The following is a 25,302-nucleotide window of genomic DNA, read 5'->3' on the forward strand; positions in this document are numbered from 1 at the left end:
CGCGATCTTGCGGGTCTGCCTGAATGACGGCTCCACGACGTCAGCATCCACGCACCTGCTCTGGAAACGGTTCGGGTACCTGCTGCTTCGCACCTGTGCAACTGCGCTTACTGGCCCCGGAGATCCCCTTGTGGTTCATCTGCGGGGCGACAAAGGTGCAGTCCGAGCCGCGGGCGCGATGGTGCGCCGATTATCTGATGTCCCACTACCGGACCCGGGCTGTACCGGGCCGTCGGAGGCACTTGTACATGTCATCACACATACGGCATCGGCCTGCCCGCAGACCCGGACGCGCCGGTCTGTCGGCGCTGCTTGCGGTCACAGCGGCCCTGAGCGTCACCGGCCTGACCTCTCCCGCGCAGGCGACCGGGGCGGCCACACCGAGCGGGGACACCGTGCCGGGTACGGAGACACCCGCCGCGGCCGCCTACGGTGCCGCCCATGCCCCCGGTGCCCATGTGGCTTATGAGGGACACGGCGGCTCTCAGAGTGCGCCGATCACGGTGACGCTGATCACGGGTGACAAGGTGACGTTGGCTCAGGGCAATGGTCGTGGCCCTCTGGTGGACGTGGAGCGTGCGCCGGGAGCCAAGGGGTCGGTTCGCGTCGCCACTGAGGGGGGTGACACCTTTGTGTACCCCGATGAGGCCATGCCCTACATCGCCTCCGGCCGACTCGACAAGCAACTCTTCAACGTCACACAGTTGGTGGCCCAGGACTACGACGACGCCCACACCGGCGCGCTCCCTCTGATCATCACCCGGTCCGATGGTGTGTCCGCTCACAAGAGCGGCGCGTCCGACGACGGACTGCCGTCCGCTGCCGCGCTGCCGGGGGCGAAGACCACCTTGGGCCTTCCGTCCGTCCGCGGAGCGGCCGTCGAAGCCCAACGGTCGAAGGCCGCAGCCTTTTGGTCGGCCCTCACCGGCCCCAGCGGGCAGGACCCCTCGCGGTCGACGGCGCGCACCGGTCCAAGCTCGGACAACGACGTAGCCGCGCCGTCCTTCACCGCCGGTGTCGACAAGGTGTGGCTCGACGGCAAGGCGGAGGCGGCACTGGCCGACACCACGGCGCAGATCGGCGCCCCGCAGGCATGGGGGGCGGGGGGCACGGGTGCCGGGGTACGGGTCGCGGTGCTGGACTCCGGGGCGGACACCACCCACCCGGACCTCGCCAAGCGCATCGTGGCGTCCCGCAGTTTCGTCGCCGGTGAGGACGTCATTGACCGGAACGGCCATGGAACGCACACCGCGTCCACTGTCGCCGGAACCGGCGCTGCCTCCCACGGCTCGGAACGGGGTGTAGCTCCTGGCGCGGATCTGCTGGTGGGCAAGGTCCTCGGCGACAACGGATCAGGTCCCATCTCGGGGATCATCGCCGGCATGGAGTGGGCGGCGCGGACCGAGCACGCCAAGGTGATCAACATGAGTCTGGGCACGCCGGTGTGGCACACCCAAGACGATCCCCTGAGCCGGGCGGTCAACCAACTGAGTGCCGAGACGGGTGCGCTCTTCGTCATCGCCGCGGGCAACTCCGGGAACAGCCCCCACAGCGTAAGCTCGCCGGGAACTGCGGACGCCGCACTCACCGTTGGCGCGGTCGACTCGTCCGACCAACTCGCCCCGTTCTCCAGCGCCGGGCCACGCCTCATGGATGACGCCCTCAAGCCCGATCTGACAGCCCCCGGTGTGGACGTGCTGGCGGCGCGTTCGCAGTACATGGACGGCGGGGGTGAAGGCTACTACCGCACGGAGAGCGGCACCTCCATGGCGGCTCCCCATGTTGCCGGGGCGGCGGCCCTGCTGGCCCAGAAGTATCCGAAGTGGACCGGGCAGCAAATCAAGGACGCTCTGATGAGCACCAGCGCGCCGACCCCCGCCTACACTCCTTACCAGGCCGGCACTGGTCGCTTGGACGTCGCCGCCGCCTACCTGAGGGACCAGGTGATCGCGAGCGGTTCGGTGGACGCGGGACTTGTGCGGTGGTCGGCGGACCAGAAGCGGAAGCCGGTCAAGCGGAAGATCACCTACACCAACACCACCGACCGCCCCATCACGTTGCAGCTCTCGGTGGACCGCGGAGACTCGCCCGCGGGGGTGTTCACGTCGGCCACCGACCGCGTCACGGTACCCGCGCGCGGAACCTCGACGGTCGACCTCGTGGCGGACCCGAAGGACCTCGCGCCGGGCCAGTACGCGGCCCAGGTCACCGCACGCTCCGCGGCCGGTGCCGTGCACACGGCCGTGGGACTCTCCGTCGAGTCCGAGAAGTATGACCTGACCGTCCACCTGAAGGACCGATCCGGCAAGCCCGTCAGCGGCGACGTCGAGATCACAGGTGCCGACGGGAAGACCACCATCATGTGGGCCCCGGACGGCACGCTCACCAGCCGCTGGGCCCCCGGCTCCTACACCGTCGTCTCCACACTGGACGTGGAAGGCCGCCACGGTCCGCACTCCCTCGGATACGCGGTACTGACCGTTCCCGAACTCGACCTGAGGTCCGACCGGCAGGTGGAACTCGACGCATCGCGCATCCGCCAGATCAAGGTGGCCACCCCCAAGCCCACGGCTGTCACCACCAGCAGGATCGACCTCTTCCGCTCCTTCACCTCAAGTGAGCCCACACCCAACGATGGGCAGGCTCTGCACCAGATCCTCTTGCCATCCGCCGAGTACGACAGCCTGTGGGCGCTTCCGACCAAGGGCAAGGTGAAGAACGGCAGCTTCGTCTTCACCACCCGCATCCGTGCCAAGCAGACCCCACTGGAAATCACCTACGGCCGCCGCAGCCTCGACGACACCCTGCTGGTGCAGCCGGGATCCGCTCAGTTCCGCGACGGCACCGCGCACGTCAACGCCGTCTTCGCCGGTACCGGCAAGCCCGCCGACTACGCCGGTCTGTCCGCCCGCGGCAAGGCGGTAGTCGTTCGCAGCGGCGGCGCCGTGGTCCCGACGGGCCAGGCAGCCGCGGCGCGCGCCGCGGGTGCGGCGATGCTCCTGGTGGTCAACGACGGCAACGGCCGCAGCACCGACTGGTACGGCGACGCGGACGGAACGACGACCGGACGGATCCCGGTCGCCTCGCTCACCATGGATGAGGGCGAGGATCTGATCAAGAGGATCGGGTCCGCAGGAAATTCCGGCACCAAGCTGGCAGTTGAAGCTCATCCCACGCCGCAGTACTTGTACGACCTGGCCGACTACCACCAAGGCGGCGTGCCGGACGACCCCTCCGCGGCAACGGATCCCGGCAGCCTCGCCCGCATCGACAACAACTTCGCCCCGCCCGCCGGCAAGCAGGTCAGAGAGAGCCGGGAGGACAGCCCGTCGTACGAGTACTGGCCGGCCGCCTATCCCTATGCCGGCTACGGGATGACGCGCGTCCCGCCGTTCCCGAGGGAGCCGGTCGCCGCAGGACACCGTACCGACTGGGTCTCCGCCGGAAACGGCGTCAAGTGGCAGCAGTACGCATCCATCGACGGCTGGTCCACCTTCACCGACGTCGTGAGCTACCGTCCGCGCAGCGTGCAGAGCGAACACTGGTTCGGGCCCATCACCCGGCCGCGTATGGTCAGCTTCGAGGTCCCGCACCGTTTCGGCAACGCCATGGGCGGAATGATCGCCGGATTCGGCGACGGAGGATCCGCCCACAGCGGTGACACCGGCATGATGTCGCGGAGCTTCTCGCTCCACCAAGGAGACAAACTGCTGATGCAGAACGGGGCACGACCCGAATTCGGAGTGGGCGACCTGGAACCGCAGAAACTCCCGTACCGGCTCGTCGTCGACACGAAGGGGAACACCGACTCCATTCCTTACTCCACCACCACACACACCGAGTGGAGATTCCTCTCCGGCACCACCAACAACCTAGCCATCCCGCTGGCCCAACTCGACTACGGAACGGACCTGGACCTCGCGGGGCGCGCGAAGCGCAAGTCGGCCTTCTCCATCACACCCGTCGTCCTCGGCAGTGACGCCGCGAAGGACGCGGTCTCCTCCCTCAAGCTCGAGGTCTCCTACGACGATGGGGCATCCTGGCGACCGCAGGACCTGAAGGAGAACAAGGGCACCTGGCAGACGACCGTCAACGCGCCCTCCCGGGCGAGTTACGTGTCCATCCGGATCACCGCCAAGCAGCGCAACGGCGGCGGCATCACCCAGACCATCACCCGGGCCTTCGGCCTCAAGTGACCGTCGAGAGCAGCCGGCGCCCCCCCACCTTTGATGGCATAGGGCACCGGCTGTTCTGCCAGATCCCCCTTAGTGAGTGTCCGGAAAGGCCGGATACCGGCACTGGAGGCCCAGACGACTCTGCAAGGGTCGGGGATCGACGGATGAACAGGCTTCGGCCTGGGAAGCCGCCGCAGGCGGCTTCCCAGGCCATGGTGGAACCTCAGCCCGACCGCATGACTACTCCGCAACGTTGGTGCTGTTCGGGGGATTGAATACGCAGAACTCGTTGCCCTCCGGGTCGGCAACGACGATCCAGCGAAAGCCGTGTTCGCTGAGTTCTTCAGAGAGCCTCGCAGCGCCGAGCCGTTCGAGGCGATTGACCTCCGACACCAGGTCTGCGGTCCCAAAGTCGAGGTCAAGGTGCATGCGGTTCTTGCCCTGCTTTGGTTCTGGGACGTGCTGCAGGAGAAGGGTTGGTGCAGGAGCGGGCCCGACCAGGCTCAGGTAGGGAGGTCCGTGGAAGCCGCGCCGGTAGTCCAGCGGGGCGAGCGCGGAGAGCCAGAAGTTCGCTTGCGCTTCGGTGTCAACACAGTCCAGCGTCACAACGATCTGCATGGCGGAACGGTAGGAGGCTTTGTCCGCCCTGGCGATCTATTTTTCGGCAGCACCCGAGGCGGTGCTGCCGCTCTTCAGGCCCAGGTCGGACCGAAGGCGATCCAGGTACGTCGGCGGAGCTTGTATGGCGGCCATCTGCCGATGATGCCGCACGCCTCTGACAGTCCAACAACACTCAGCGCAGCCCCGGGCCCCGGCCGACACACTGCAACACGGTGGTGCAACATCGGTCCCAGAAGCCTGATCCGGGGTTCCGCAGCAGGTCAGGGGTGAAACGCGCGGCGGTGTTTCCTTGGCCGTGTTTCAGTGCCAAGAGCTGGGGTTGCAGTCGGCGGCGCCGGGCTGAGGAGAAGCTCTGCGAGGCCGGGACCGGCGCGGCTGCGTCGTGATCACCGAACGCCGACAGAGGACGCGTTAAGAGGCTCCGCCAGTAGGTGCGGATCGATCTGAGCGCGGGGGCCCTCGGCGGTGCAGTCCCGGGACCTCAGTAGGGTCGTGCAGGGGAAGGGGGGACCACGTGTGGCGGGCCCGAGTCCTGCTGCTGGACGCGGCTCCTGGAGAATTGCTTGGTCGGGAGCTGGAGCGTCTGCTCGGCCACGGGCTGGCCGTCACGCTGAACCTCCGGCGGGTGGCCGATCACGCCGGGGCGCGGGCTGCCTGGGCCGGCCGGGTGGACTTTACCGACTTCGACGCCTTCGACGAGTCCGCGCTGCTCGCCGAGACCGTCCGGGACGGACTCGGCTACCACGCGGTCAAGTCCCGTGCCGGTGTGCCGCTGCGCGCCGCGTTCCTCGCGGCGGCGACCGACGCGATGCTGATCAACCGGCTCCGCGTGGTCGGGCGGGCCGGGGCGGGCACCGATCACGTCGAGTTGGCAGCAGCCGCCCGTCACGGGGTCACGGTCACCCATACCCCGGGGTCCAACGCGAACGCGGTTGCCGAGTTCACCCTGGCCCAGCTACTCTCCCTGATCCGAGATCTCCCGGCACACAACGAGGCCTCGCACGACGGGAATTGGCGCCCACCGGCCACACCGGCGATGGAGCTGCCGGAGCTGACCCTGGGCATCGTCGGGCTGGGTCGGATCGGCCTAGCACTGGCCGAGCGGGCGACCGCCCTGGGCATGGAAGTCCAGGCCCTCTCGCGGCGTCCGGCCGAGGCGTCGGTGCCCCGGGCCCACTCCCTCACCGCACTGCTAGCGACGAGTGACGTCGTCTCCCTGCACGTGCCGCTCACTGCGCAGACCCAAGGGCTGGTCGGGCGGGCGGAACTGGCACTGATGCGTCCAGGGTCGATTCTGCTGAACACAGCCCGGGGCGGGATCGTCGACGAACAGGCGCTGGCCGACGCGCTGCGCGACCCCGCACACCCGCTCGCGGCAGCCGCCATCGACACCTTCGAGCACGAACACGCCGCCTTCGCCTCACCGCTTTCGGCCTGCCGAACGCCCTGCTGACCCCCCATGTCGCCGGCATGACCAGGAGCGCCATGGCCACGGCCACCCTACGTTGCGCGGACCACATCGCGGCTCTGCTCGCCGACCGCCCGGACGGCGTACCTGTGGTGACCGTATGACAGTCGCTATCAACGCAACGAGGCCCACCGCCTCGCAGAGTCGGGCGACCGACTGCCCGTCTGCGTCCGCCGCGTGGGTCATCGGATGCTGGGGCTCCGAGCGCAAGTAAACGGGTGCTCTCAGACTGGGAATCGTGAGCCGTTCCGGGGGTGCCGCCCTGAACCGAGACCTGGCGCGAGGCGGGCTGGACCGTCCGCGCCCTCGGACGCCCCTGAGCCCCTCACCGCCTGCCAAGGCCCGTCCAGGGAAAGCTCCAAGGTCACGGGCTTGCAGTCATTGACAGGGCCAGACTTAAGGACAAGCGGGGACCAAGGGCAGTGGGCTACTCCATTGCGGCCTGCGGCCCCCGGACCGCCAAGGAGGAAGCCAGAGACTCCCCCGCTTGCCGTTGGACCGCGCGGCGGCTGTGCCGCGAACTGGGCATCGCGGAGGCCGCGACGGTCGGAAGACGGCTCGCCGCCGCAGGCACGGCCACACCGCCACGCTGCGGCAACTGGTCCTGCAGGCACCGCCATCTGCGGTCGCCGAGATGCTCGGCTACCACACCATCCACGCTGAGGCCATTGCCGCCGAAGCCGCCGGAACCTGCCAGCACTTACACCCCCGGCGACCACACTCGATAGCGCTGACGCCGTCACCGGCCTCAGCCCGTCAGCGCCCGGAGGCAGCAGCTACCGATTCGATGACACCGTGCCAGGTCCTGCGATAGCCCTCGCGAAGCGGCTCGCCGACCAGGTCGAGGATCCCTGATGCCGCGTCCATCATGGGCCCCGAGTCCCCCGACTTACACAGGTTGGCTTTGTTCATGAGAACGGACAGCAGATGTTCACCACTTCGGGAGGCGGGAGCAGCGCCAAGAAATCGAACGATGCTTGATCTACGACCGCGCAGGGCGGAGCGTTCAGTCCCACCAGTCGTCGCCGGTGTGCCAGCGCTGAACCCACTCCTCGAAGCCCCATGCCTGGTCGCCAGGCGCCGGGACGGCACCGACGTCGGCGACCATCCAGACCTCGCCACGGCGGGGACCGGTGGTCAGTAGGAGCCAGAAGGAGAGCCCGTCCTCACAACCGAGAACGATGGACCCGCTGTTGAATGTGGCTTCGATTCTGGGGTCCTCGGGGTCCACATCGTCGCTCTCCCAGTGCCAGGCTGCCCGCAGAGGGAACGGCTTCCCTGGCTGGCGGGGGCCGAGATCGGGCCAGGTATCGGGCAGCCAGCCGAGTGGCTGGAGACCACCGTCGCCGGCGGGGCCAAGGCTCGATCCGTTGCTGATGTCCGCGACGAAGGTCCTGTACGGCTCCGGAAGGGCCACGCCGTTCTCCGCCTCCCACGCTGCAACGGCTTCATGGCCGAGCGCCGGTTCGCGCCATTCCAGCGGGAAGGCGGAGCGCAGGAAGTCCAGAGTGGCTTCGGCGGGACGCTGATCATGTGTGGTTGTCACGGCAGCATGCTGACAGAAGGGGCTGACAGCCGATCTCGGCACCGTCCAGCGCTGGTGCCGTCCGAAATCCCGAACATCGAACACGGCCCGGCCGAGGCGCCTCCCGAAGTGGTGAACATCTGCTGTCCGTTCTCAGGCTCTGGCTCAACTTGTGTGACGCGGCCACTCTGAGTGACAGTTGAGCCGCTTCGGAACGTACTCAAAGTTGCCCGAAAACGGCCGGTGGAAGGGCGGTTGGGCTGACAGTTCGGGGCCGTGGAAGAGGTCATGCTCCGGCTGAAGGAATTGTTGTTCCCGTCGATCGCGGACGTCGCGGTGCTGTCGGTGCACGTGAACATCGAGACAGTGCGCGTTGATGCGCAGTGCACCACGGGCGGCGCCGTGTGCCCGGGCTGCGGAGTCTGGTCGAGCCGGGTTCATGGCTCTTACCTGCGGTTTCCCGCTGATGTTCCAAGCGGTGGACGTAGCGTTGTTCTTCAGCTGAGGGTTCGTCGCTTCGCCTGCGGGGACTCGGGGTGCGCACGCCGTACCTTCGTCGAGCAGATACCCGGCCTGACACGCCGACACGGTCAGCGGACCGAGCGGCTGCGGTCGACCCTGGCCGCGGTCGGTCTGGCCCTCGCGGGCCGGGCTGGAGCCCGTATGGCCCGCGTCCTGGGGGTGTCCGTCAGCCGCAGTACCGTGCTCCGGCTGGTCGATGCTCTTCCCGAGCCTGAGGTGTACGCCCCGCGTGTGGTCGGCGTCGACGAGTACGCCACCCGCAAGGGCCGTCACTACGGCACCGTCCCCATCGACCTGCTGCCCGACCGGGAGGCATCGAGCCTGGCGGCCTGGCTCGCCGAACGGCCAGGCGTTGAGGTCATCTGCCGGGACCGGGCACCGTTCTTCGCCGAAGGCGCCACCGCCGGCGCCCCGCAGGCCGTCCAGGTGGCGGACCGGTGGCACCTGTGGCACAACCTGAGCGAAGCCGCCGAACGGGCCGTCGCCCAACACCGCCATTGCCTGCGAGCCCTGGTCCCTGCGGCCGCCGAATCCGAGCCGGAGTCCGCCCAGGAAGCGGAGCAGTCCGGCTCACCGTGGCCGACCGGCCACAGGTTCGCCGACCGAACCCGGTCCCGGCACGCCGCCGTCCACGCACTGCTGGAGGCCGGGCACAGTCACCGCTCGATCCAGCGGCAGCTCGGAATGACCTGGCGGACCGTCAAACAGCTTGCCGACGCCGCCCGGCCGGAAGAACTCTTCACTGGCCAGTGGCAGAACCGACCCTCCATCCTCGATGAGTACAAGACCTACCTCGACGAACGCTGGAACGAGGGCTGCACCAACGCCTGGAGGCTGTGGGAGGAGATTGTGCCGCTCGGCTACAAAGGCAGCTACCAGCGCGTCCGCGCCTACCTGTACAAGAAGCGCACCTCGCCGCGGCCGGTGACCGCCCAGCCGCCCTCGCCTCGAGCCGTCGCCGGATGGATTCTCAGCCGCCCAGAAACCCTTACTGAGCCCGAACAGCTCCAGCTCAAGACCGTCCGAACCCACTGCCCCGAACTCGACGCCCTCGCCCGGCACGTCCGCTCCTTCGCGATCATGCTCACTGAGCGCCAGGGCGAACGTCTGCCGCACTGGCTCGACGCCGTCCGGCAGGACGACCTGCCCAGCCTCCACACCCTCGCAGTCGGCATCGAACGCGACCTCGACGCCGTTATCGCCGGATTGACCCTGCCCTGGAGCTCGGGCGCGGTCGAAGGTCATGTCAACCGGATCAAGATGCTGAAACGCCAGATGTTCGGGCGCGCCGGATTCAACCTCCTACGGAAGCGCACCCTGCTTTACACATGACACCCCGCGCCACGCCGACTCGACGACGCTATAGCCTCCGGCTGTGACCTATCGCCGCAGTCGGACCGGGCATCCTCGTCCTCACGAGCTACCTCACTATCAAGCGCTCCTGGACGATACAGACTGGGCGTCGCTCGCCACCGTACGCGGGACAGGCGAATCCCTGCCGACAGCGCTGGCACACATCATCAACTCCGACCCGGCCGTCAGGGCGGCCGCCACCGACAACGCGCTCAGACAAGTGACCCACCAGAACACCATCTACGAAGCCACTGTGCCCGTAGCGCTCTACGTCGCGGCCGTCCTCAACCACCCGGCCATCGCGGTAGACGACTTCGGTCACTACGCCGACACGCCATCGCACCGCCCGACCCTCGTGAGACTACTTGAGTGGCTCAGCGACACCGCCTACGACGCCGACGACGAGTGCGTCGCCATCGGCGAACGCCACTGCGGCAAGGGGTTCCTCGACGAGGACAGGGAGATGCGAGCGTTCCGAGACCTGCGCCCGGCGATCTTCTCCGCTGTCCATGCCCTTCTCAGCCACGACAACGCGGACGTACGCGACGCGGCCCTCGTCGCTGCGATCCCCCTCGCAGAGCACCCCGTCCTCACCGCGCACCGGGCCGAGCTGGTCGACCACGCCCGTCGTGTGCTGACCACCAGCACCGACCGCCACAATCGAGACCGCGTCCTGGACGCCATGAAGGCATGGGGTCACGACACCAGCGCCCTGGAGAACGCGGACGACATCGCAGCCCGCGAGCGTTACGCCCGTCTCAAGGCGGAACATGATTCCTGGTGGGCGACCGACCGGACAGGTGGTTACTCCGAAGACCCACCGTTCTGACTCAGGGACACGCAGCACCCCCAGGCATCTGTTGATCACTCAGAGTGGCCGCGTCACACAAGTTGAGCCAGAGCCCGTTCTCATGAACAAAGCCAGGTCAAGGCACACGGCGACACCGAGGGCACCCGGGCCTTGATCGAGGTGCTCCTGATGGCCCGGCACATCCCGCACGAGTACCTGGTCGCCGGTCTGGCGACCGCGTTGCGGGCCGGGGCCCTGACCGCGGACGCGGTCGCCCTGGAGGCCCGCAAAGCCGCCCAGACCGAGGATGAACCCGGTCCAGCCACCTCGTCTGCGCTGGCCACCGGGCAGCCGCCGGCGACCGTGACGTTCCTGCACGAGTGGAAGCTGAACCACCTGCCGCCGGACACCAGGCCACTGCCCTCGGTGACGCCCTACGACCAGTTGCTCCGACGTCGCGCCAGCGGCGGTGACCACCGAGAGGGAGAAGCACAGTGACCCTGCCTCGCCAGCGAGGACTGACCGAGCAAGCCGCCACCACCGCCATCGACACCGCCTGCCGTCTGCTGCGGCTGCCGTCGATCCGCAACAAGTTCGCCGACATCGCCGACCGGGCCGCCAAGGACCAGATGACCTACCGCGGCTTCCTCGCCGAGCTGCTGATGGCGGAGTGCGACGACCGGGCCCGCCGACGCTCGGAACGGCGGATCAAGGCGGCCGGGTTCCCGAGGGAGAAGTCACTACGGGCCTTCGACTTCGACGCCAACCCCAACGTCGACGCGGCCACCATCAACACCCTCGCCAGCTGCGAGTGGATCAAGAAGGGACAGCCGCTCCGCCTGATCGGCGACTCCGGCACCGGCAAGTCCCACATGCTCATCGCCCTGGGCACCGAGGCCGCCATGAAGGGCTACCGCGTCCGCTACACGCTCGCCACCAAGCTGGTGAACGAGCTGGTTGAAGCCGCCGACGAGAAGCAGTTGAACAAGACCATCGCCCGCTACGGCCGCGTCGACCTTTTGTGCATCGACGAGCTCGGGTACATGGAACTGGACCGGCACGGCGCCGAGCTGCTGTTCCAGGTTCTGACCGAGCGGGAGGAGAAGAACAGCGTCGCCATCGCCTCAAACGAGTCGTTCGGAGGCTGGACGAAGACCTTCCCCGACCCCCGTCTCTGCGCCGCCATCGTCGACCGGCTCACCTTCAACGGCACCATCATCTAGACCGGATCCGACTCCTACCGCCTGGCCAGCACCCGAGCCCGTGCCGAACACGCAGAAGCGGGCTGATCAACCGCTCCACCGCCTGGCCGGCAACCGTTAAAGGTCGGCCAGGCCGACATCATCCGAGCGGGACAGGCCCTCCAACCCGGGGACCAGCGTCCAGATGAGCTGCGATGCGCGTAATCGTCCGGGCATTGTCCTGGAACAGATGCGCCTGCATGCCCGCCGCCTGAGCAGCCTCAACATTTACTGCGAGATCGTCGATGAACAGACAGCTCTCCGGCCGCACCTCCAGGCTGGCGCATACGGTCTCGAAGGCACGCGGGTCCGGCTTCTCGATGCCGATCTCGTGCGAGTACACGATTTGCTCGACCAGTTCGTCGAAGTGATACAGCGCGGTCTCCCGTTCCCGGGCACCGACGAAGCTGTTGCTTAGGATGCCCAGCCTGCAGCTTCCTCGCAGCCCACGCACGTAAGCGATGAGCTCCTCGTTAGGCGTTCCCAGGTACTCCGCCCAGAGATCAGCCATGAAGGCTTCAACCTGGGGCGCGTCGAGCCCCAAGCGTGCTGCCACCTGCTCGTGAACCTCTCGTTCACTGATACTCCCGACGCTCCCGGCTTGCCACACGTCGCGCATCCGCTCATGCACAGTGCCGAACGGCAACCCCAGCCGCTCTTCCCACCGCTGCACACACCCCGTTTCCGGCGTGATCTCCAGCACGCCACCGATATCGAGAATGACGCAGGTCGCCGTCACTCGAACTCCCCCTCTTCGTCCAGCCCGGCTGGCGAGCGCACACCGCTCGCTCGTGTGATCTACGGAGACACTGTCGCCCTTCCCTCTGGGGCAAGGTCAAGCGATCTTGAAACCTTGTGGCAGCCCTGTTGCGAGCCTGCTGCTGCCGAAAACCTCATCCGCCCAGTTCAGGCGGCATGTTGGTACTCGTGGAGGATGCCGCCGAGTCGTTCGCGTTTCCGTATGTCGAGGCGGGTGATCTGCTCCGGATCGGTGATCGGCACCGGCAGCGGGTGCAGCGGACGGGCGTTGGCGATGCCCTGATGCGGCCGGTGGGAGTTGTAGAACTCTTCGAACTCCCGTAGCGCGTGGAGCAGGTGCCGCTGGTTCCAGATCAAGGTGCGGTCCAGCAGCTCACACCGGCAGGTCTGCACCCACCTTTCCATGATCGAGTTCATGCGCGGCATCCGTACGCCGCTGAGCACGACCTCGATCCCCGCGTCCTTGAGGACGGTGTCAAACAGGGCGGGGAACTTCCCGTCGTGGTCACGGATCAGGAACCTTGCCCGGCATTCGGCGTCTTCGAGGTCCATGACGAGGTTTTTCGCGGCTTGCGTCACCCACGCGGCGGTCGGGTGCGCGGTGGCGCCCAGGATCCTGATCCGCCGGCTGGCGTGCTCGATCACCGCGAACACATACAGCCGCGCCCCGGACAGCGTGACCGTCTCCAGGAAGTCGCACGCCAACAGGGCGTCGGCCTGCGAGCGCAGGAAGTCCGACCACGTGCTGGAGGCCCGTTCGGGCGCCGGATCAATCCCGGCCTCCTTGAGGATTTCCCAGACGGTGGAGGCGGCCACCTTGATACCGAGAACGAGAAGTTCACCGTGGATGCGGCGATACCCCCAGCTGGGATTCTCTTGGGCGAGCCGCAGGACCAGGGCGCGGATGGAGCGCAGGATCCGCGGCCGTCCCGAGCGCTTCGGCCGGGACCGGGCCGCATGGCGGCGTGCGACCAGATCGCGGTGCCAGCGCAGCACCGTGTCCGGACGCACCAGCAGCCGCACCCTGCGCAGCACCTCAACCGGCATCCGATGCAGCAACGCCGCCAAGAACGCGCGATCGCTCGGGGTGAACCGGATCTTCTCGCCACCGAGTTGACGCTCCAGCACCGTGATCTGATGGCGCAAGGCGAGGATCTCCGCGTCCTTGTCCCGATCGCTCATCGGCAGCACACGCAGCATCGCGAACGCATTCGTCACGGTCAGGTAAGCCAATCGCAGCAGCACGATCGGCAATCATGCCGGGGCGGTTACCAGTCGCGCGAGAGGACCAATTCGAGCCCCCGGGCCCGAGACCCCGCACACCCCGCACACCAAGCTCCCACCAGGGCGGATGAGGTTTTCGGCAAGGGCACGGTTCGTGTTCGGCGTAGTCCTGCAGGTCACCCCAGGTAGCGAACAGAACCAGCTCAGGGTGGGAGGTACGGCGGCCTTCTTTGAGGTCGTTGGCCGAGCGGGCCAGTGCCATGAGCGCGGCATCGTTCCTCTCGCGGTCTGGGTGGTGACTCTGACCATCGGCGGTGTCGCGGATGTCGTCGGCGCCGCGAGCCCCACTGCCACAGTGGTCGAAGTGCTCCTCGTCCTTGGCTCGTTGCCGTTGCTGGTGTTGCATGCACCATCGCGTGGTTCAACCGGCCAGAGTCCCTGGTGCCGCCCCACCGGCGCGGCGAGACGGGATCGGTGACCGAGTGGTGGCGTCACCGCCGAGCCCTCCGCGCGGCCTGATACCGGGCGGCGCCGTCCTGACCCTCGATAAGGGCAATGTTCCGACGGCCCGCCGGTGGTGCGCCAAGTCGCCGCCGCTGAAGTGGCATCGTCGAGCGCGTCGAGCGGCGTGTGCGCACTTTGACGACAACTCCCAGCCTTCACACGGATTCGACGAGGCCGAGCACATCCAGCGGAGGCAGTGGTGCGCGGTCCGCCCCGCGACGAGGTCAGTTCGCCCGCCACCAGTCGGTGACGATCCTGGCGTAGTCGTCCGCGCCCTCCTCCCAGGTGTAGTGGCCGACTTCGAGGACATCGAGGGTGCTGTTGGGCAGGTGCTCGTGCAGGTATTCGGCGTTCGCCACGGGCACCACGTGGTCCCTGCGGCCGGCGATGATCTGTACGGGCGTCTCGATCCCGGGCAGCAGCTCGCGCAGGAGCGGCAGTTCGATGGGGAAGGCGCGGAGGTAGGCCATCTGGTCGACGATCCGCTGGCCCACGTAGGGCGCGAGATAGTCTTCGCGCACGATCTGCGGCAGCTGGTAGCCCTGCATCTTGTCGAGGGCGATCGTCACGATGTCCTTGGGGCCCAGGGCCCGGTACGGCGCCAGGTCCTCGGCGTGCACCCAGTCGTTCACCGGACTTCCCAGCTGCACCGGGGCCGCGGCCGCGCCGCTGCCCACGACGGCGCTGCGGAATCGGTCGGGGTGGTGGGCCGCGGCGAAGAGCACCGCGCTGGTGCCGATGTCCGGGCCCACGACGTGTGGCTTCGCCAATTCGAACTCGTCGGCGAGCCGCACGATGAATTCGCTCATCGCCGTGGGCGACAGCAGGTCCTCCCGGAGTTCGGAATGCCCGAACCCCGGCAGGTCCACTGCGACGAGGTGAGCGTGCTCGGCCAGCCGCGACCAGGTCGCGTCGTAGGCATACAGGCTGACCGGGAACGGGCTCAACAGCAGGGCTACGCGGTCGCGGGGCCCCTCGCTCTCGGCGTACCGGACGGACAGCCCGTCGATCGTCCGGAACCGGGGTTTGATCTCACTCATGCGTTCGCCCTCTCGTGTCATCGGGGTTCACGCGTGGATCGCCCCACTAATACGAGTATATACTCCTAACTGGCGGATGCGTACGCGCGCCGGACCATGTCCCCTATGGAGCGGCCCCGTCGAGGCGCCCTCCGGCAAGACCCAGCGCCGCAGACTCAACCGAGGCAGTGACCGACAGGCCAACGCCACCCTCTACAGGATCACCCTCAGCCGCCTGCGCCGGGAGGAGCGTTCCCAGGACTACCTGCGGCGACGCCTCACGGAGGGCAAGACCAAACGCGAGATCATCCGCTGCCTCAAGCGGTACGTCGCACGAGAGATCTACCGACTCATCGTCCCCACCAACATCGCGGCCAACGACACGGAACCAGCTCGAGGTGCCGCCTGACATCCATAGGACATCAACGCCCCGCCCGAGAGCCTGTGGCAGAGCCTGAAACGCGAGGCCCTGACCGGACGACGTTCTCAACAATGAGCCGGGCCCGGCTGGAAATCTTCCGCAGGCTCACGCACTACAACGCACGTCGGCGTCACAGTGCGCCGGCCTACCTGTCCCCCATGGAGTTCAAACAGCAACACCACGCGACGGCTAACTCTCACTCGCGGCATAAACCCCCGCGTCCACGTTCCGGGGGTCACCTCACTAGCACCTGGACAGCGGTCAGCCTGTCTCTCGAAGTGTTCTGGCGAGCACGGAGCGGTGTGTGGGTTGGGCCTCCAGATAACGCTTGCGGCCCTCGTCGGTGAGGACGGCGAGGATGCCGCGGCGGTCGGCTTCGCATATGGCGCGCTCGAGGAAACCGTCGCGTTCCATTCGGGCGATCAGTCGGCTCGCGGCGCTCTGGCTCAGGTGCACGACGTCGGTGAGGTCCTGGGCGCGGCACTGGGTGTTCTCGGAGCAGGCAAGGGCTTCGAGCGCTTCGAACTCGCTGACGCCGATGCCGTGCCCTGCCTGCAACTCACGCTCGAGGGTCTGGTACACGACGGCATGCCGAACCTGGAGATCGCGCCACTCCTTGACCAGGTGCCGCTCGTCACCAGCATTCATGCGGCCACCGTATCATGCACCGACATTTAATGCGTTTGCATTAGATGCACTTGCATTCGAAGTAGGAGCATGTCAGCGTATCGGCATGAGTCCTTCCGCACCACCACCCTTGTCCACGTCCTCGCTCGCATGGAACGTGCGGCTGTGGGGGATCCTGCTCACCGTCTCGATCGTCGGGTTCCTCGACGCGCTGGACGTGAACATGGTGGGTGTCGCCCTGCCCTCGATCCAGGCCGACCTCGGCCTGTCCACAAGCGCACTGCAGTGGATCGTCAGCGGTTACGTCCTCGGCTACGGCGGCTTTCTGTTGCTGGGCGGACGCGCCGCCGACATCCTCGGCCGCCGCCGCGTCTTCCTGACGGCGGTCGCCGTCTTCGCCCTGACCTCACTGGTCGGCGGCCTGGTCGACGACGGGAACCTTCTGATCGTCGCCCGTCTCCTGAAGGGCGTGTCGGCGGCGTTCACGCTACCCGCGGCGTTGTCCATCATCACGACCACGTTCGCCGAGGGGCCGGCCCGCAACAAGGCGATCGGGATCTACACGCTCATGGGTGCCAGCGGCTTCTCAAGCGGCCTGGTGCTGTCCGGTGCACTGACCGAGCTCGGCTGGCGCTGGACGTTCCTCCTGCCTGTGCCCGTGGCGCTGATCGCCCTGGCAGCGGCCATCCGCGTCCTGCCCAAGGACGGCCCGCGCACCGTCGGCAGCTATGACCTGCCCGGCGCACTCACCCTGGTCGCCGGAATGCTGCTGCTCGTCTACGTCGTGGTCGAAGCGCCGCAGAAGGGATGGACCACGGCGAGCACACTGGTGGAGTTCGGGCTCGCAGCCGCACTGCTGGCCGCCTTCGTGGTGATCGAGCTCCGCGGCGCGCAGCCGCTGATCCGTCTGGGCATCCTGCGCTCCAGCTCCCTGGTGCGCGCCAACGTGGGCCTGTCGATGTTCTTCGGCGCCTATGTCGGCTTCCAGTTCGTGGTGACGCTGTACTTCCAGCAGGTGCTGCAGTGGTCGGCGCTGCAGACCGCGTTCGGCTTCCTTCCCGCCGCCGCCATCGTCACCTTGGCCTCGTCGCGCATCCCGCACCTGATCGCACGATTCGGTACCTCGCGCAGCATCATCGCCGGCGTCATCACGCACGTGGCCGCCTACGCGCTCCTCCTGGCCATCGCCCGGGACCACTCCTACGCCGTGGGTGTGCTGCCCAGCATGCTCCTGCTCAGCATCGGCATGACACTGGCATTCGCGCCCTTCCAGATCGAGGGCACCTCGGGAATCCCTGACCACGAACAAGGTCTGGCCGGCGGCCTGTTGAACACCTCCATGCAGATCGGCGGCGCGATCGGCCTCGCCATCGTCACCGCGGCCCTCACCGCAGGAAACGAAGGCAAGAGCGGGCCCGACGCCCTGCTCGCCGGTTTCACCCCCGCCATGATCACCGTCAACGTGCTCGCGGCCATCGGCCTGCTCGCCGCCCTGTCCGGAACGCTGGGGCGCCGCAAGACGACTGCGCAGACGGACAGGAGCGCCGACCAACTGGAGCTCGACAAGGTGCCCGAGATCACCAGGTGACGGCCGACCGCCGAGCCTGAACTGCCACTTCCTTCCGCAGACTTGAAAGGCAAGACCACTCACATGAGCAAGATCGTCCGATTTCACGCCACCGGCGGCCCCGAGGTCCTGACCCTGGACGACATCGAGGTCCGCGAACCCGGACACGGCGAGATCCGCGTCCGCACCAGGGCTCTCGGGGTGAACCGAGCGGATTCCGTGCTCCGCAACAACCACCTCGTGGAGCTTCCCTCCGGTATCGGATGGGAGGCCTCCGGTGAGGTCGACGCCATCGGCCCGGATGTCGAAGGTTTCACCGTCGGCGATGCCGTCAGCCTGATCCCCTGCTTCAGGCCCATCGACTACCCCATCCACGGCGAGCTGGCCATCGCGCCCGCCACCGCGGTGGTCAAGCACCCCGACACACTGTCCTGGGAACAGGCCGCGGCCCTGTGGGGGCAGTACCTGACCGCCTATGGCGCCCTCATCGAGACCGCGGACCTGAAGGCCGGTGACACGGTGCTCATCCCGGCGGCCTCCAGCAGCGTCGGCCTGGCCGCGATCCAGATCGCCCGCAGCGTGGGGGCCCGGCCCGTGGCACTGACCCGCACCAGCGCCAAGCGCCAGCGGCTCCTGGACGAAGGCGCCGAGGCAGTGATCGTCACGGGCGAGGAAGACGTGGTCACCCGCGTGAACGAGCTCACCGACGGCCACGGCGCCCGCGTCATCTTCGACCCCGTGGGAGGACCTGCTCTGGCGGGCTTGATCGGCGCCGCCGCGCCCGGCGGGACCGTGATCATCTACGGTGCGCTGAGCAGCGAGGCCACGACAGTGCCGGTGTGGGAGTTGATCGGCAAGAGCCTCACCATCCGGGGATACAAGGTCTTCGACCTCACCACCGACGTCGAACGCCGCAAGGTCGCCGTCGACTGGGTCCTCGACGGCCTTGCCCGCGAGACCCTGCGACCGGTCATCGACACCGTCTTCCCGCTGGAGGACATCGTCAGGGCCCACCGTCGTCTCGAGTCAGGATCCCAGGTCGGCAAGATCGTCGTGACCGTCCCCCGCTGACCCGACACACCTCATAGGCGCCAAGAACCGCGTCTTTCCTTACACAACGCAAGTTACTCGTCTTAGGAGATGTCCACCCATGCGATACACCACCTTCGGGCGCAACAATGGCCTGCGCGTGTCCGAGTACGGCCTCGGCACCGCCAATTTCGGCACCGGCTGGCGCGCCGGTGGCGGCTGGGGCCCCGGTGCCGAGCCCGCCGAGGCCCGCAAGATCTTCGACCGGTTCGCCGAAGCCGGCGGCACGCTCATCGACACCGCCGAGAACTATCAGGCCGGCGAATCCGAGCAGCTGCTCGGCGAGTTCCTGGGCGCCGACCGGGACCACTTCGTGCTGACGGGCAAGTACAGCATGAACGGCGTCGGACCGCAGACCGTCTCCAACACCGGCAACAGCCGCCGATACATGGTCCAGGCTCTCGAGGCCAGCCTGCGCCGCCTGAACACCGATCACCTGGACATGTACTGGGTGCACGCCCCTGACGGCCTGACCCCGATGGAGGAGATCCTGCGCGGCCTGGACGACCTGGTCAGCGCCGGAAAGATCCGCTATTTCGGGCTGTCGAACTTCCCGGCCTGGCGGGTGTCGCGCGCCGCCGCCATCGCCGAGCTGCGCGGCTGGTCCCCGGTCGCCGGTATCCAGGTCGAGTACAGCCTGGTCGACCGCACCGCCGAGCGGGAGCTGCTGCCAATGGCGCAGGCGCTTGGCCTGGGCGCGGCGCTGTGGAGTCCGCTCGGCGGCGGTCTGCTGACCGGCAAGTACCGCCAGGGCGCCACCGGCCGGATCAGCGACCTCAAGGCCGTCGGGTTCTTCGAGGACACCGCGCAGAAGACCGCGATCGTCGACGCCGTCCTCGACGTCGCGGCCGAGCTCGGCGTGCCGGCCTCCCATGTCGCCATCGCCTGGATGCGGCAGGAGGGCGCGCGGGCGGCCACGGCGTACGTGCCGATCATCGGCCCGCGCAGCGTCGCGCAGCTCGACGACTACCTGGGCGCGCTGGAAGTGACGCTGACCCCGGCGCAGTTCGCCCGGCTCGACGAGGTGAGCGCGATCAGGCTCGGTACCCCGCACGAGCTGAACGCGTGGAGCGTGAGCCCCATCCGCGGCGGTGACGCAAGCGTGATCGACGAGCCCACGATCCCGGTAGCGTGATCTCAGGCGGCGGACCAGTTTGGAGGACATGGAGTGGCCCGATCGCGCGCAGCCTGGAATACGTCGGCGAGTGATGGAGCATGCTGATCATGCCTGATGCCTTCGACGGCTTCACCCACTTCGACGGGTTCGAGCGCAGCCTCGGCATCGCCCCGAACATGCTGACCGCCGCTTGAAGTCCCTGGTGGACGCCGGCCCGCTGGAGCGCCGGCGTTACCAAAACCGGCCGCCGCGCTACGAGTACGTCCTCATGATGACCGGGCGCAGCCCGCGCCCGGTCATCATTGATTGAAGGGCCGTCTGCTGGGGTGGGCGTGCCGTGGACAACAAAGCTTGTTCGAGCGCGGCACCGCCGTCGATCAGGGCCGTCTTGCCTCATGAATTCACCGTGCCGGCCAGCTCTGGTAACGGATCGTGAGATCGGCAGGGAGGGTGCCTGTACCTGTGATCTGGTTCGACCAGAACTGGATCATGCTGGGAAGGAGGCACCCTCCGGGTGTCGAAGTTTACCGAGTGGGCGGAGGGCCTGTCGCTGTCGGCGGGTGGGCGGAAGCTGGTGGGCAAGGCGGGGATCGTGCCGGTGCGCAGGGTGGCGGACAAGACCGGGCTGACCGACGCGCTGTCGTCGGCGCTGGTGCGCAGGGACTTGGAGTTTCCCCGAGATCGGATCGAGGGGAAGCTTCAGACATGACAGCCCACCAGCCCCGCCCGATCGCCACCGCTATCCCTAACCAGCGGGAACTGACGCTCTGCGAAGAGGAGAACGCAGAGGCCGAGAACGGCTGCGGTCTCCTCATCGTGGAGGCCCTGGCCGGACTGTGGAACAGCTCCCCGAACGGCCGGGGCAAGACAGTCTCGGTGGAGGTGCCCATCTTGGAAACCTGAGCCAGAACGCTCCTGTGCTGTCAATGCAAGCGCCTGATGCGGCGCACTGGAGGCCGGTCGGTGGACAGGAATCCGGTGACTACCCGGCAGCCGGGGCTAGGCTCTCCTGCCCTCTCGGCAGCGGTGCAGAAGTCGTACCTCACTCGGCCCAGGGCGTGAAGCCGGTCTGGAGGACGGCTTCGAGGGCTGCGCGCAACCGGGCTGCATCGTCGGCTCCGAAGCTCTCCTCGAACCGGTCCTGCATCTCCCGCCACAGCGGCAGCGCCGCCTTCATCCGGGAGACCCCATCCGGCGTGATCGTGACGATCCGTGCGCGGCGGTCGGCCGCCGACGGCTCGACGGTCACCAGGCCCTCCCGCGCCAGCGGCTTGAGGTTCGAGGCCATCGTCGTACGGTCCATGGCGATCATGTCAGCAAGGCCGGTGATCGTCATTTCTCCGTGAACACTGAGCTTCTGCAGGATGCTGAACTGCGTCGCACGAAGACCCACCGAAGCCAGAGCCTTGTCGTACGTCGCGCCAAGATACCGGGCCGCCTTACGCAGAGCCAGGTTGTTGCACGAATCGCCGGGGTCCGTCGGTGTAGTGACCATCATCCCCTCCAGAGCTTCCTCACCCAGGATAAGAGTATATACTCGCACCGTAAAATGCCAGCTCAGACATACAGTGGCAACGATCCGCAAACCGGCCGGTTCGACAATCAGCTCTTGCCACCGGGCACATAGCGCGCAGCGAAGGGCGGCGTTACGTGCGCCGGATGACCAGGACGGCCACGTCGTCGAGGTGGTCCACCGCGACCGCGGCGTCGAGGATGCGGTCAGCGGTCGCCTCGGCGTTCAGTCCGTCGTGGAGGGCTTGGGCGGCCAGCATTCCGGCTCGTTCCAGTCCGGCTTCCAGCGTCAGGCCCGGCCCTTCGACCACGCCGTCGGTGACCATGACCAGCGCGGTGTCCTCCTGCGTGAAGCTCGGAAAGTCGTCGCTGCAGGTCAAGCCGCATAGCGGTACTCGTTAATGGCGCCGCCGAGGATGCGGGTGCGCAGGAGTCTGCGGACTTCGAGGTCGTGCACGGTGATGGGCTGCTGGTCGGCGCCCGGAGGTAGTTGGTTGCGTGCTCGGTGGGGGCGGTGCTCGTTGTAGCGCCGCTCGTAGGCGGCCAGGACGTGCCGGGCGTGGGCCTCGTTCATGATGAGGACATGGTCGAGGGCCTCACGCCGGATGCTGCCGATCACCCGCTCACAGTGGGCGTTCATCCGAGGAGCTCGCGGTGCACTCTTGAGGATCTCCATCTCCTCGGCCTCGAAGACGGCGTCGAAGGACTGGCCGTACTTGCCGTCGCGGTCACGCAGGAGGAAGCGCAGGGGTTCCATGCGCGTGCACAGGTCGGCGGTCAGGTTCCGCGCCTGTTGCACTGCCCACTCGCGGGTGGGGTGGGCGGTGATGCCGGCGATGTGTAGGCGCCGGGTGCCGTGTTCGAGGAACGCCAGCGCGTACAGGCGTCTGCCGAGGACAGTGCCGATATGCAAGAAGTCGACGGCGATGATGCCCTGGGCCCGGTTCGTGAGGAACTCCCGCCAGGTCGGGCCGGCGCGGCGTGGGGCCGGGTCGATGCCCGCCGCGTGGAGGATCTTCCATACCGTGGATGCGGCGACGGGATGTCCGAGTCGGGCCGGCTCGCCTTGGATCCGCCGGTGCCCCCACTGTGCGTTCTCTCGAGCAAGCTGCAGGATCAGCTTCTTGAGCGCTGCCTTGGTCGGTGCGGTTCCGGAGAGCGACATCAAATGGACGGGCCAGACCCCCACGTACACAGGCAACGGCGAACTTAGCTACTGGTGAGCCCCGCCTCGCCAGTACCCGAGCACGAGCAGCCCCAAGGCCGTCTGACCGCATCCTACGTTCCTCGACGGCCACCACCCTGGCGGACGGCTGGCCGTCTCGCGTTCGCTGTGTCCTTGGAAGAGGTCTCAAGAATCGAGCACGGCGGCGACCGCTTCGATCTCGACGAGTTGGTCCTTGTAGCCGAGCACGGTGACACCCATCAAGGTGCTGGGGGCATCATGGTCAGCAAACAAGTCCCGGACTACCTGCCAGGCAGCCACCAGATCCTCCCGCCGGGCCGATGCGACGAGGACCCGGGTACTGATGACGTCCTGCAGCGACGCACCTGAGGCAGAGAGGGCAGCCTTCATGTTCTCCATGGCTTTCGCTGCCTGGCCCGCGTAATCCCCGATCGCTGCCGTGGAGCCGTCCTCGTTCAGCGGACACGCCCCAGCGAGGAAGATCAGGCGTGACTCGGCGGGCGCCGTGGCCGCGTAGGCGTACTCGGCGATGTCGGACAGAGAGGCGGAGCGGATCAAAGTAATGGCACGAGCCACGGTCGTCGGGTCCTTTCCTGTCGGGTGTTGAGCGCGGCCATCCTGCCAACGCGCCGCTGGTTTCCGCCTCCCCATTTATCGCCGCCTCCACGGCAGCGCCGTCATGTCTGCTCGACATTCACGGGCCGAGTGATCACGAACTCACTCCCGCACCTGTCGACAAACGCTGTTTTTTAGAGATCAACTCGTCGTGGCTGATGCCCAGGACCTGCCAAACGAGCGGTGTACTGGGTTTGTTGGAGTTATTGACGGGCTGCGGAGAGGCGCCCGTCGACGCTGATGTCGAAGGCGTTGAGTGCGGTCTTCCAGCGCATGGTCCAGCGGGCTTGTCCCTTGCCGGTGGAGTCCAGGGACATGATCGCCATGTAGACGCACTTCAAGGTGGCCTGCTCGTTGGGGAAGTGTCCGCGGGCCTTGACTGCCCGCCGGATCCTGGCGCATCTGGCGGACACCTTCAAGCTGTCGACGGACCCGTTGTTCGTGGAGAAGGTCTACGACGTCGTGGGCCTGTACTTCAACCCGCCATGTCCTCCTCGGTCACGTGCACGATACGCGTGACGTCGTTGGACCGGCACAGCCCGTCGAGCGCTTCGTCCACGCCGTCGCTGTTCGGGTAGTCGTCGACCTCGATCAGCGTTGGGAACCCGTCCCGGTAGCCGTCGGCCGCCTGCAGGCTCGTGACGAGCGCCACGTCGTCCGCGACTTCGGCGAGCCATTCGCTCAGCGGTGTGAGGCTGGCAGGAACGCGATTCATTACCACGATCACGGCACGACCTCCGCTACCGGTGCGCGGCGGGCGATGTTCCGTACGAGCAGGGGAACACACCCGAAGATCGCTACCGCCATGGTGACGAAGTAGATCGTGGCGCCGATCGCCAGCAGACCACCGCCGATGACGGGGCCGACGAAGAATCCGACGTAGCGCAGCTCCGCCAGCCCGAAGTAGGTGCCCTTCTGCCCGTCCTCCGCCATCTTGTGGATGGCGATGTCGGGCATGGGCAGCAGGATCGCCTCGCCCAGGGTCCAGAGCACGATGCCCACGTAGAGGAACACCGGGCTCACCTGCATGCCCAGGAACAGGATGAGCCCCGCGGCGAAGGCGACGCAGCCCATCACGACGAGGGACCGCTCGGGCAGCTTCTTCCCGAGCCATGCGATGGGCGCCTGCACGAGGATGCCGAGGACGGCGTTGACCATGAGGAGCGAGGCGATGATGGCCACCGCCCGGTCCTCGTTCTCCGCCTTGATGAACAGGGGGATGATCGAGTCGATCTGGGAGAACACCAGGAAGATCACCATGCCGGCACCGATGGCGGCCATGAGTCGGCGGTCGCGGACGAGGCCGCGGAAGAGGTCGGCGTAGGACTGCTTGGCCTCACCCTCGCCGGTGGCGGCCGCCTCCGGCTCCAGTGCGATGAGGGTCGAACCCCGGACCGCCAGGAGCAGCAAGTACGCGGCGAACAGCGCGGCAGGGCACACGAAGAGGTAGACCGAACCGCCCAGATAGAGAAGGCCGCCGACGGCCGGCCCCACGATGGCGCCGATGCACAGGGTCATGTACCGGAAGCGGAAGATGCTGCCGTCGTCCCCTCCGGCGAGGGACATCAACTTCTTCATCGCCGGCTCGATGAGCAGCCGCCCGAAGCCCAGCAGCATGATCAGGGCGACGATCACGGCCGTCGCCTCCACCAGGGCGAGCAGGAGGTAGATGACGATGTAGATGGCCAGGCCCGCCCTGATGCAGATCACGGCGCCGAGGCGGTCCACCATGACGCCGCCGACGATGCCGCCGATGGCGCTGATCAGCGCGATGCTTCCGACGACCCCGCCGATCACCGCCAGGCTGAGCTGGCTGTGGTCCTTGAGGTACAGGGTCAGAAACGGTGAGGCCGAGAAGAAGGCAATCGCGTTGAGCAGACTGCCTGCGATGATTAGATGATTCGCTTCCCGATGTTTCTTGGCATTGCTGTCCTCGGGAGCGGACTCCTGTGCGGGTTTCACGTGTA

General features: G+C 67.3%; 22 protein-coding genes and 4 pseudogenes. 13 read left to right on the forward strand and 13 right to left on the reverse strand.

Annotated elements, in window-relative coordinates:
- Window positions 1-248 precede the first annotated feature (248 nt).
- Window positions 249-4,196, forward strand: a complete 3,948-nt coding sequence (locus tag OHA88_RS00860) for a S8 family serine peptidase (protein ID WP_328623770.1) — start codon at window positions 249-251, stop codon at window positions 4,194-4,196.
- 219 nt (window positions 4,197-4,415) lie between these two features.
- Here the strand turns inward: OHA88_RS00860 and OHA88_RS00865 are convergent, their stop codons facing one another.
- Complete coding sequence (locus OHA88_RS00865) at window positions 4,416-4,793, reverse strand: VOC family protein (RefSeq protein WP_328623771.1); 378 nt, start codon at window positions 4,791-4,793, stop codon at window positions 4,416-4,418.
- 517 nt (window positions 4,794-5,310) lie between these two features.
- Here OHA88_RS00865 and OHA88_RS00870 point away from each other — a divergent pair.
- Window positions 5,311-6,249 (forward strand): NAD(P)-dependent oxidoreductase, encoded by a 939-nt coding sequence (locus OHA88_RS00870; RefSeq protein ID WP_328623772.1) that lies wholly within the window; start codon window positions 5,311-5,313, stop codon window positions 6,247-6,249.
- Between the two features lie 1,021 nt (window positions 6,250-7,270).
- On the opposite strand, the gene OHA88_RS00875 is transcribed toward OHA88_RS00870, so the two are convergent.
- Window positions 7,271-7,810 (reverse strand): SMI1/KNR4 family protein, encoded by a 540-nt coding sequence (locus OHA88_RS00875; protein ID WP_328623773.1) that lies wholly within the window; start codon window positions 7,808-7,810, stop codon window positions 7,271-7,273.
- Between the two features lie 255 nt (window positions 7,811-8,065).
- Between OHA88_RS00875 and OHA88_RS00880 the strand changes: the two genes are divergently transcribed.
- The 4 genes and pseudogenes from OHA88_RS00880 (at window position 8,066) to istB (ending at window position 11,743) form a co-directional block, all read left to right on the forward strand.
- The gene (locus OHA88_RS00880; protein WP_443044143.1) at window positions 8,066-9,643 is read left to right on the forward strand and encodes an ISL3 family transposase; all 1,578 of its coding nucleotides are present in this window, start codon (window positions 8,066-8,068) and stop codon (window positions 9,641-9,643) included.
- 241 nt (window positions 9,644-9,884) lie between these two features.
- Window positions 9,885-10,493 carry a hypothetical protein gene (locus OHA88_RS00885; RefSeq protein WP_328623775.1) on the forward strand — a complete coding sequence of 203 codons (609 nt, stop codon included), beginning with the start codon at window positions 9,885-9,887 and terminating at the stop codon, window positions 10,491-10,493.
- A 150-nt stretch (window positions 10,494-10,643) separates the two neighbouring features.
- The gene (locus OHA88_RS00890; RefSeq protein ID WP_328623776.1) at window positions 10,644-10,952 is read left to right on the forward strand and encodes a hypothetical protein; all 309 of its coding nucleotides are present in this window, start codon (window positions 10,644-10,646) and stop codon (window positions 10,950-10,952) included.
- A pseudogene (gene istB, locus OHA88_RS00895) lies at window positions 10,949-11,743 on the forward strand (IS21-like element helper ATPase IstB). Before OHA88_RS00890 ends, istB begins: the two are co-directional and overlap by 4 nt.
- Before the next feature lie 52 nt (window positions 11,744-11,795).
- On the opposite strand, the gene OHA88_RS00900 reads toward istB, so the two are convergent.
- The 3 genes from OHA88_RS00900 to OHA88_RS00910 all read right to left on the reverse strand — a co-directional run bounded on the left by OHA88_RS00900 (window position 11,796) and on the right by OHA88_RS00910 (window position 15,222).
- Window positions 11,796-12,434: an HAD family hydrolase gene (locus tag OHA88_RS00900; protein ID WP_302004021.1), complete on the reverse strand. Its 639-nt coding sequence runs from the start codon at window positions 12,432-12,434 to the stop codon at window positions 11,796-11,798.
- A 167-nt stretch (window positions 12,435-12,601) separates the two neighbouring features.
- Window positions 12,602-13,699, reverse strand: coding sequence for an integrase core domain-containing protein (locus tag OHA88_RS00905; RefSeq protein WP_328623778.1), 1,098 nt, complete (start codon window positions 13,697-13,699; stop codon window positions 12,602-12,604).
- Between the two features lie 707 nt (window positions 13,700-14,406).
- Window positions 14,407-15,222 (reverse strand): alpha/beta fold hydrolase, encoded by an 816-nt coding sequence (locus tag OHA88_RS00910; protein ID WP_328623779.1) that lies wholly within the window; start codon window positions 15,220-15,222, stop codon window positions 14,407-14,409.
- A gap of 109 nt (window positions 15,223-15,331) precedes the next feature.
- On the opposite strand from OHA88_RS00910, the pseudogene OHA88_RS00915 reads away from it, so the two are divergent.
- Window positions 15,332-15,610: pseudogene (locus tag OHA88_RS00915) on the forward strand (IS110 family transposase); the annotation flags it as partial.
- Window positions 15,611-15,883: 273 nt separating this feature from the next.
- Here the strand turns inward: OHA88_RS00915 and OHA88_RS00920 are convergent.
- Entirely contained in the window at window positions 15,884-16,270 is a 387-nt protein-coding gene (locus tag OHA88_RS00920; protein WP_328623781.1) for a MarR family winged helix-turn-helix transcriptional regulator, read from the reverse strand.
- Window positions 16,271-16,355: 85 nt separating this feature from the next.
- On the opposite strand from OHA88_RS00920, the gene OHA88_RS00925 reads away from it, so the two are divergent.
- From OHA88_RS00925 to OHA88_RS00950, 6 genes are all read left to right on the forward strand, one after another.
- Window positions 16,356-17,837 (forward strand): MFS transporter, encoded by a 1,482-nt coding sequence (locus OHA88_RS00925; protein ID WP_328623782.1) that lies wholly within the window; start codon window positions 16,356-16,358, stop codon window positions 17,835-17,837.
- Between the two features lie 63 nt (window positions 17,838-17,900).
- The gene (locus OHA88_RS00930; RefSeq protein WP_328623783.1) at window positions 17,901-18,887 is read left to right on the forward strand and encodes a zinc-dependent alcohol dehydrogenase family protein; all 987 of its coding nucleotides are present in this window, start codon (window positions 17,901-17,903) and stop codon (window positions 18,885-18,887) included.
- Window positions 18,888-18,966: 79 nt separating this feature from the next.
- Window positions 18,967-20,040 carry an aldo/keto reductase gene (locus OHA88_RS00935; RefSeq protein WP_328623784.1) on the forward strand — a complete coding sequence of 358 codons (1,074 nt, stop codon included), beginning with the start codon at window positions 18,967-18,969 and terminating at the stop codon, window positions 20,038-20,040.
- A 184-nt stretch (window positions 20,041-20,224) separates the two neighbouring features.
- On the forward strand, window positions 20,225-20,332 hold the full coding sequence (locus OHA88_RS00940) for a hypothetical protein (protein WP_328629548.1): 108 nt from the start codon (window positions 20,225-20,227) through the stop codon (window positions 20,330-20,332).
- Window positions 20,333-20,536: 204 nt separating this feature from the next.
- Complete coding sequence (locus tag OHA88_RS00945; protein ID WP_328623785.1) at window positions 20,537-20,731, forward strand: hypothetical protein; 195 nt, start codon at window positions 20,537-20,539, stop codon at window positions 20,729-20,731.
- Entirely contained in the window at window positions 20,728-20,925 is a 198-nt protein-coding gene (locus OHA88_RS00950) for a hypothetical protein (RefSeq protein WP_328623786.1), read from the forward strand. The genes OHA88_RS00945 and OHA88_RS00950 overlap by 4 nt, the downstream gene beginning before the upstream one ends.
- 139 nt (window positions 20,926-21,064) lie before the next feature.
- Here the strand turns inward: OHA88_RS00950 and OHA88_RS00955 are convergent, their stop codons facing one another.
- From OHA88_RS00955 to OHA88_RS00985, 7 genes and pseudogenes are all read right to left on the reverse strand, one after another.
- A complete protein-coding gene (locus OHA88_RS00955; protein ID WP_328623787.1) occupies window positions 21,065-21,607 on the reverse strand; it encodes a MarR family winged helix-turn-helix transcriptional regulator in 543 nt (180 codons plus the stop codon).
- A gap of 61 nt (window positions 21,608-21,668) precedes the next feature.
- The gene (locus OHA88_RS00960) at window positions 21,669-21,914 is read right to left on the reverse strand and encodes a SpoIIE family protein phosphatase (protein ID WP_328623788.1); all 246 of its coding nucleotides are present in this window, start codon (window positions 21,912-21,914) and stop codon (window positions 21,669-21,671) included.
- Window positions 21,911-22,687 (reverse strand): annotated as a pseudogene (locus OHA88_RS00965) (integrase core domain-containing protein); the annotation flags it as partial. The pseudogene OHA88_RS00965 and the gene OHA88_RS00960, both read right to left, overlap by 4 nt.
- A 198-nt stretch (window positions 22,688-22,885) precedes the next feature.
- Entirely contained in the window at window positions 22,886-23,296 is a 411-nt protein-coding gene (locus tag OHA88_RS00970; protein ID WP_328623789.1) for a RidA family protein, read from the reverse strand.
- A 242-nt stretch (window positions 23,297-23,538) separates the two neighbouring features.
- Window positions 23,539-23,733: pseudogene (locus tag OHA88_RS00975) on the reverse strand (transposase); the annotation flags it as partial.
- A gap of 77 nt (window positions 23,734-23,810) precedes the next feature.
- The gene (locus OHA88_RS00980; protein ID WP_328623790.1) at window positions 23,811-24,062 is read right to left on the reverse strand and encodes a hypothetical protein; all 252 of its coding nucleotides are present in this window, start codon (window positions 24,060-24,062) and stop codon (window positions 23,811-23,813) included.
- Window positions 24,059-25,297, reverse strand: coding sequence for an MFS transporter (locus OHA88_RS00985; RefSeq protein ID WP_328623791.1), 1,239 nt, complete (start codon window positions 25,295-25,297; stop codon window positions 24,059-24,061). Before OHA88_RS00985 ends, OHA88_RS00980 begins: the two co-directional genes overlap by 4 nt.
- Window positions 25,298-25,302 lie beyond the last annotated feature (5 nt).

It is taken from the genome of Streptomyces sp. NBC_00353, from assembly GCF_036108815.1.
GTDB lineage: Bacteria > Actinomycetota > Actinomycetes > Streptomycetales > Streptomycetaceae > Streptomyces.

Excerpts from the sequence above, each read along its gene's own strand:
- OHA88_RS00860 (WP_328623770.1), top strand. The coding sequence starts at position 249 with ATGTCATCACACATACGGCATCGGCCTGCCCGCAGACCCGGACGCGCC.
- OHA88_RS00865 (WP_328623771.1), bottom strand. The coding sequence starts at position 4,793 with ATGCAGATCGTTGTGACGCTGGACTGTGTTGACACCGAAGCGCAAGCG.
- OHA88_RS00890 (WP_328623776.1), top strand. The coding sequence starts at position 10,644 with ATGGCCCGGCACATCCCGCACGAGTACCTGGTCGCCGGTCTGGCGACC.
- OHA88_RS00910 (WP_328623779.1), bottom strand. The coding sequence starts at position 15,222 with ATGAGTGAGATCAAACCCCGGTTCCGGACGATCGACGGGCTGTCCGTC.
- OHA88_RS00920 (WP_328623781.1), bottom strand. The coding sequence starts at position 16,270 with ATGAATGCTGGTGACGAGCGGCACCTGGTCAAGGAGTGGCGCGATCTC.
- OHA88_RS00925 (WP_328623782.1), top strand. The coding sequence starts at position 16,356 with ATGAGTCCTTCCGCACCACCACCCTTGTCCACGTCCTCGCTCGCATGG.
- OHA88_RS00930 (WP_328623783.1), top strand. The coding sequence starts at position 17,901 with ATGAGCAAGATCGTCCGATTTCACGCCACCGGCGGCCCCGAGGTCCTG.
- OHA88_RS00935 (WP_328623784.1), top strand. The coding sequence starts at position 18,967 with ATGCGATACACCACCTTCGGGCGCAACAATGGCCTGCGCGTGTCCGAG.
- OHA88_RS00950 (WP_328623786.1), top strand. The coding sequence starts at position 20,728 with ATGACAGCCCACCAGCCCCGCCCGATCGCCACCGCTATCCCTAACCAG.